The organism is Acetobacter okinawensis, assembly GCF_002153655.1.
GTDB classification, from domain to species: Bacteria; Pseudomonadota; Alphaproteobacteria; order Acetobacterales; family Acetobacteraceae; genus Acetobacter; species Acetobacter okinawensis_A.
Genome location: NZ_JOPJ01000061.1, coordinates 1 through 5890, shown reverse-complemented (window position 1 = coordinate 5890; position 5890 = coordinate 1). Strand labels below are relative to the sequence as shown.

7 protein-coding genes and 1 pseudogene are annotated in these 5890 nt (G+C 56.6%); all 8 read left to right on the top strand.

Annotated features, from left to right (window positions below; translation table 11 throughout):
* Positions 1-453, top strand: a 453-nt coding sequence (locus HK26_RS12695; protein WP_257640995.1) for a terminase TerL endonuclease subunit, incomplete at its 5' end; no start/stop codon positions are given.
* The gene (locus HK26_RS12690; protein WP_086640093.1) at positions 450-1787 is read left to right on the top strand and encodes a phage portal protein; all 1338 of its coding nucleotides are present in this window, start codon (positions 450-452) and stop codon (positions 1785-1787) included. The genes HK26_RS12695 and HK26_RS12690, both read left to right, overlap by 4 nt.
* Positions 1780-2913, top strand: coding sequence for an HK97 family phage prohead protease (locus HK26_RS12685; RefSeq protein ID WP_086640092.1), 1134 nt, complete (start codon positions 1780-1782; stop codon positions 2911-2913). Before HK26_RS12690 ends, HK26_RS12685 begins: the two co-directional genes overlap by 8 nt.
* A 63-nt stretch (positions 2914-2976) precedes the next feature.
* Entirely contained in the window at positions 2977-4185 is a 1209-nt protein-coding gene (locus HK26_RS12680; RefSeq protein ID WP_086640094.1) for a phage major capsid protein, read from the top strand.
* A gap of 10 nt (positions 4186-4195) precedes the next feature.
* A complete protein-coding gene (locus tag HK26_RS12675) occupies positions 4196-4834 on the top strand; it encodes a phage head-tail connector protein (RefSeq protein WP_086640091.1) in 639 nt (212 codons plus the stop codon).
* A complete protein-coding gene (locus HK26_RS12670) occupies positions 4831-5184 on the top strand; it encodes a hypothetical protein (protein WP_086640090.1) in 354 nt (117 codons plus the stop codon). The genes HK26_RS12675 and HK26_RS12670 overlap by 4 nt, the downstream gene beginning before the upstream one ends.
* Positions 5159-5581, top strand: a complete 423-nt coding sequence (locus HK26_RS12665) for a hypothetical protein (protein WP_086640089.1) — start codon at positions 5159-5161, stop codon at positions 5579-5581. The genes HK26_RS12670 and HK26_RS12665 overlap by 26 nt, the downstream gene beginning before the upstream one ends.
* A 76-nt stretch (positions 5582-5657) precedes the next feature.
* Positions 5658-5890 (top strand): annotated as a pseudogene (locus tag HK26_RS12660) (phage tail tube protein); the annotation flags it as partial.

Here is a 5890-nt window from a genome sequence, read left to right as displayed (position 1 = left end):
GACCTGTGGGTCATGAAAGACCCATGCGCCGATATTGAGCATCTGGCGAACACGCTCCAGACAGTCAGTAAAACTGGCAAGCTGGTTATGGTTGGTCTCGATCCGCAGGGCGTTGGCGGTATTGTAGATGCCCTTGCCGAGCGAGGGATAGACGGGCCGCGTGTTGTCGGCGTTGCCCAGGGCTGGACGCTCTCCGGGGCCATTAAGACGGCAGAGCGCAAACTGGCAGATGGCTCTCTGGTGCATTGCGGGCAACCAATCATGGCGTGGGCAGTAAGCAACGCCAAGGTGGAGGCGCGCGGGAATGCCATCATCATAACCAAGCAGGCCGCTGGAAATCTTAAAATTGACCCGCTCATGGCACTGCTGAATGCGGTGGTGCTCATGTCTAAAAACCCACAGGCCAAGCCGACCATGGCAGGCTTCCTGCGCAGAGGATTGCTTTCAGCATGACGCTTAAAAAGAGGTTCCACGGATGGATGTTCAAGGCGGTTAACGCCATGAGCATGACCATCACGGGGGTTAACCTGCTGGACATGCGCCTGGGGGCTTTTCTGGCGGGCGGTCCGACCTACAGTGGCAAAGTGGTGTCCGTAGACAGCGCCATCCAGCTTGATACGGTTTGGGCCTGCACGCGCCTGATATCTGATACGATAGGGGCAATGCCGCTAAAGCTCTACATGCGGCAGGGTAATGGCAGTTCATCCATACTGGCACGCAATCACCCGCTCTACCGTATCCTCTATAGTTCCCCCAACGCAGACATGACGGCCATGGAGTTCTGGTCTGCCATGGTGGCGTGCCTGATGCTTTGGGGCAATGCATTTGCTCAGGTGATCTGGAGTGATGGCGCTGGCCCGCGCCGGGTTCTGGCTCTCAACCCTCTTCGGCCGGACCGCATGACAGTGCAGCGCGACAGCGGCACAGGTATGCTGATCTATACATACGTTTATCAGGGACAGACCCTCACCCTTACAGAAGACAGTATTTTCCATATCAAAGGATACTGCACGGATGGCATGATGGGGGTTTCCCCGATCAGCGCAGGGCGGCAACAGATGGGCAGCGCCATGGCGGCGGAAGAGGCCGCTGGGCGGATGTTTGCCAATGGGCTGATGAGCCAGACATACATCAAGAGCCCTGACTGGGTGCCGGAGGAGCAGGAAGAGCGCGTCAAACAGATCCTCCGGGACTATTCCGGGGCAGTAAATGCCGGGAAAACTCCTCTGCTTGAAGGTGGATGGTCTGTTGAAACCATCGGCATGAAGCCAGAGGACATGCAGCTCCTGCAAACCCGAGGCTTCAATGTGGAAACGCTATGCCGCTGGTTTGGTGTCGCTCCGGTCATGATTGGGCGCATGGAAAAATCAACAGCGTGGGGATCAGGCCTTGAGCAGATGAACCTCTGGTTCCTGACCTATACGCTCCAGCCATGGCTTGTGCGGATAGAGCAGGCCATTACCCGCTGCCTGCTCCAGCCTGCTGAAAAAGATGTGTATTTTGCACAACATAATGTGGATGCGCTGTTACGGGCAGATAGTCAGGGCCGCGCGCAACTTGAAGCCTCGCAAGTGCAGAACGGCATCAAAACCCGCAATGAGATCAGGGCCAAAGAAGGTGATCCGCCATTACCTGGTGGAGACATTCTGACCGTCCAGGCGCAATTCATTCCGCTTGCCGATGTGGGAAAAGCGGCTGTTCTGCCGAATGTGCAGCCTCTCACCAATCCTGCCCCCACCTCTCCAGCGCAGCAGAGTGGTACAATAGGAGATCCTGAAAATGATTGATGGTCTGGAAGTCTGCGCTGTTCCATTCGAGTGCAAGGCGGTTGCTGGTGCTGCGGGCGAGAATGGGCACGTTGAAGGTTACGGCGCAGTTTTCGGCAATACGGACTCCCATGGGGATGTCATTCTGCCTGGTGCCTTTGCGCAGTCCATCGCAGAACGGAAGGCGCAGGGTCGGGTTCTGCCAATGCACGTCATGCATGGTTTTTTTGGCGGTGACGGTGTGCCTGCTGGTGTGTGGAGCGCTGTTTCTGAGGACAGTAAGGGCCTGCACGTCAAGGGTAAGATATCGGGCACTGGAACAGATGCCGGGCGTCTGCTTTACGAGCGCGTCAAGGACGGCGCATTGGGCGGCCTGTCTATCGGGTTTAGCATCCCCAAGGATGGGTCTGTAAAAATGACCGATCCGAAAGGGCCACGACGTCAGATCAAGCAGGCCAATTTGCATGAGGTCAGTCTTGTTGACGATCCCAGTAATGCCCTGGCGCGCGTTACAGACCTCAAGCGCCGGATGGGGGGAGAGTTCAAGTCCACAATTCAAACCACCGCTGCAATGCAGGCGCTGGAAGCGGCTTTGGTCATCTACCAGAAGTCTCTCCAGGGGAATGACGCCCCCACAGCAGAGGAACGGCAACAGCTTCTGACGCACTTGCAGGATGCATATGAGGCTCTGACCGGACAGCGGATGCCTGACGGGTTGAAAATGGCCATGCAGAGTGATGCAGCCAAGCCTGATTTTGCCAAGGCCATGGAGCAGGCTATGGCAACGATGACAAAGGGCATGACTGATGCATCCATGAATGGCGACCCTGACCATGATTTCCTGTCCATGATGATCCCGCATCATCAGGGGGCTATCGCCATGGCGCAGGCAGAAATCCAGCATGGGAAAACGCCACAGGTTCTGGATCTGGCGCGCGGGATCGTCAGCGCCCAAACGGCCCAGATCAGCGCCATGCAGGATATGCTTGCCGGGAAAAAATCGCTTGCCCCGATGTCGCCTGAAATGAAGTCCGCCTTGGCTGTCCTCACCGCAGCCGTTTCAGGTGCTCATGCCCTTTCTGGTGCGGAGCGGGCTGTCCAGTCAGGGCTCCTGCCCGCCGGTCTTGCTGGTTTTCGTCTGGTCTGACGTAAGCCATACTTCTTTCACCCGCAGCCGCCCTTTGAGGCGGCTTTTTTTATGGGAAAAATCATGTCTGTTGAAAATGAATATAAAGCCGCCGTGCAGCAGCTCACCGAAGCAACCAATCAGGTCAAGCAGTTTGCTGAAAAAACAGAAACTGAGTTGAAGAACCTCGGTAAGGTCACGGATGAAACAAAGGCATCTGCTGACAAGGCGCTATCGGAAATGAATGGCTTTTCCGCGCGCGTCACGGAGCTGGAGCAAAAATTTTCGCGCATCGGAAGTGGTCAGCAGCCAACTAATGAGCGCAAAAGCGTTGGTCAGCAGGTCATTGATTCTGATGAGGTAAAGTCTATCCTCAAGGAAAATGGCGCATGGACGGGACGTGCCCGTGTCGAATTGAAAAATATCACCTCGGCTGTGGCGGGTACGTCCGGATCTGGGTTGGTCGCGGCTGACCGTGTAGCGGGCGTCATTACCCCCGCACAGCGTAAGCTTGTTGTGCGTGATCTTCTCATGCCAGGCACAACAGCATCCAATGCCATTGATTATGTGAAGGAAACTGGCTTCACAAACAATGCAGCCGAAGTTGCAGAAAACCCTGCGGTAGCCAAGCCAAAGTCAGACATCACGTTTGACCTGCAAAACTTGCCGGTGCGCACGATTGCCCATTTTGTTCTGGCCTCCGTGCAAGTTCTGGCTGATGCGCCGATGCTCCAGTCCTATATCAATGGTCGCCTTATTTACGGTCTGAAACTCAAGGAGGACATGCAACTCCTCAATGGTGACGGCACGGGCATCAACCTTAAAGGTCTGATGACGCAGGCTACAGCTTATGCCCAGCCTGCTGGTGTTACGGTCAAGGGCGCAACCATGATCGACACGCTCAGGCTCGCCATGCTTCAGGCAACTATGGCGGAATACCCTGCCACGGGCCATGTCCTTAACCCAACTGATTGGGCCAGTATTGAACTGACCAAGGACGCTCAAAGCCGATATGTCTTCTCCAACCCAACCGGACTGGCTGCTCCGGTTCTTTGGGGACTGCCGGTTGCAGAAAGTCTGTCCATGACGGCAGGTGCGTTCCTGACCGGCGCGTTTGAATATGCTGCTCAGATTTTTGACCGTGAAGAGGCTGCTGTCGCCATTTCCACCGAAGATAGCGATAATTTCCAGAAAAATATGGTCACCATTCGCGCAGAAGAGCGTGTGGCACTGGCTGTTTATCGTCCAGAAGCCCTGATCAAAGGCACGTTTGCTGCTCCGTCCGGCGGTTAAGGAGTAGTCCATGAGGCAGACCATTCCTGCCAGTGCGCCAACGGCTCTTGTGCCGTTGGCTACATTGGATGATCTCAAGGCAGATCTGGCCATCACGGATACGTCTCAAGATAGCAGGCTGAATGGGATTTTGCTGGAAGCATCCAGTATGGCGCTGGCTTTTATTGGCCGCGCCATCATGCGTGCAGACTGGCGCGATCTTATCACGGTTGCGCCCGGGCAGAGCCCTCACAGTTTGGTGCTCGGTCGCTGGCCTGTTGTTGCAATAAAAGCCTTGTCTGTTGCGCAAGAGCTTTGGTCTGCTGACCAGTTAAAAAGCCTGAATACTGATCCTGATGCGGGTCTGATTTATCCTCCTGATAGCAGCATGACACTTTGGCCACCGGGGGAATACGTCATTACTTACACGGCAGGGTATGCCGCTCCTGGAGGAAATGACCCCGTGACTGTGCCGCCCGACATCCAGAGGGCAGTGCGGCAGGTTGCCAATTCTCTTTGGAACAGCACGGGCCGTGATGTCCTGCTGAAGTCAGAGACAGAACAGGGGGTGGGGTCTGCAAGCTGGAGCAGTTCTGCTCCCGGCCTTGGGGGTATGCCGCAAAGTTCTGCTGATCTGCTGATCCGATACCGCAGGAAAGGTCCGAGATGAGTTACAAAACCGACCGCCGCCGCCGCCAGATACGCGCCAAGGGCCGCAACATGCGGCTCATGCGTCCATCGGGCACACCCTCTGTGTCTGTCATGGCTTATGCGCCACCGCCGCAGGCCGTTGCGCTGGAAACCGGAGCGGCAGTTGCGCCCTTTGTGGCCCAGATTACGAATGATGAACTGGCCACCACCACCTACGGCGTTCCGCGCACGAATGACATCCTGATGGATGGAGACCGGCGCTACGCTCTCAAAGATGCCCAGCCGGTTTATGATGGCAGCACCATCTGCGGCTGGACCCTGATCTCTTCAGGAGGAGAAACCAATGACATCTCCGGCAGTCTGGTCTGATGCCTGGGCGCGCGCCATGGCTGCGGCAAAGGCAGATGGAACAGCCGTTCTGGACCCGACAGACGATGTAGGGGCAGTCCCGTCCGGCCCCTATTGGGTCATGGAAACGGACACGGGCCTCTCCGACCGCATGGGGGCTGGCGAGCCAGTCAATCAGGAAACCGGGACCATCTGGCTGCACCTGATGGTGGCTAAGGGCACTGGCACGCCAGCGGCTCTTGCCTTGCGCATCAGTATGTCCAACGCATTCCGCACCACTGAGCCTCCAAGCGGTCTGTCCTACTTTGAGCAGCACTTTGACCCGCCAGGCCTTAGCACGGACGGTACCCGCTATCGGTTCTCGCTCGGGATTGCTTACGAGTTCCAGAACCTGCCCGGTCAAACCGGAGGAACATAGGGGGCTTCCTCCTATTTGCCTCTCATTATCCAACCATTCAGCCACCCTTGCGGTGGCTTTTTTTATGGAGTGAGCCATGCCGCCCTACACGGGGTCCACAACCGGCTACGCTGCTGGCGAGCAGACAAACGCCGGTGTCATCACCTACATCATGGAAAGTGCCTATAAGGTTCCGCAGGCCGGTGCCGCGCAGGATCTGCGCTTCACCTCGGAAACGCTGGCCAAGACGCAAACCACGTCTTCCCCGGATGAAATCAACGAACTGGCGGAGACCAGCCAGACCGTAGTGACGCAGGTTTCCGCATCCGG

What these genes read in the sequence shown, in the direction of transcription:
- HK26_RS12665 (WP_086640089.1), top strand. Translation starts at nt 5,159, where the DNA reads ATGACATCTCCGGCAGTCTGGTCTGATGCCTGGGCGCGCGCCATGGCT.
- HK26_RS12680 (WP_086640094.1), top strand. Translation starts at nt 2,977, where the DNA reads ATGTCTGTTGAAAATGAATATAAAGCCGCCGTGCAGCAGCTCACCGAA.
- HK26_RS12690 (WP_086640093.1), top strand. Translation starts at nt 450, where the DNA reads ATGACGCTTAAAAAGAGGTTCCACGGATGGATGTTCAAGGCGGTTAAC.
- HK26_RS12670 (WP_086640090.1), top strand. Translation starts at nt 4,831, where the DNA reads ATGAGTTACAAAACCGACCGCCGCCGCCGCCAGATACGCGCCAAGGGC.
- HK26_RS12685 (WP_086640092.1), top strand. Translation starts at nt 1,780, where the DNA reads ATGATTGATGGTCTGGAAGTCTGCGCTGTTCCATTCGAGTGCAAGGCG.
- HK26_RS12675 (WP_086640091.1), top strand. Translation starts at nt 4,196, where the DNA reads ATGAGGCAGACCATTCCTGCCAGTGCGCCAACGGCTCTTGTGCCGTTG.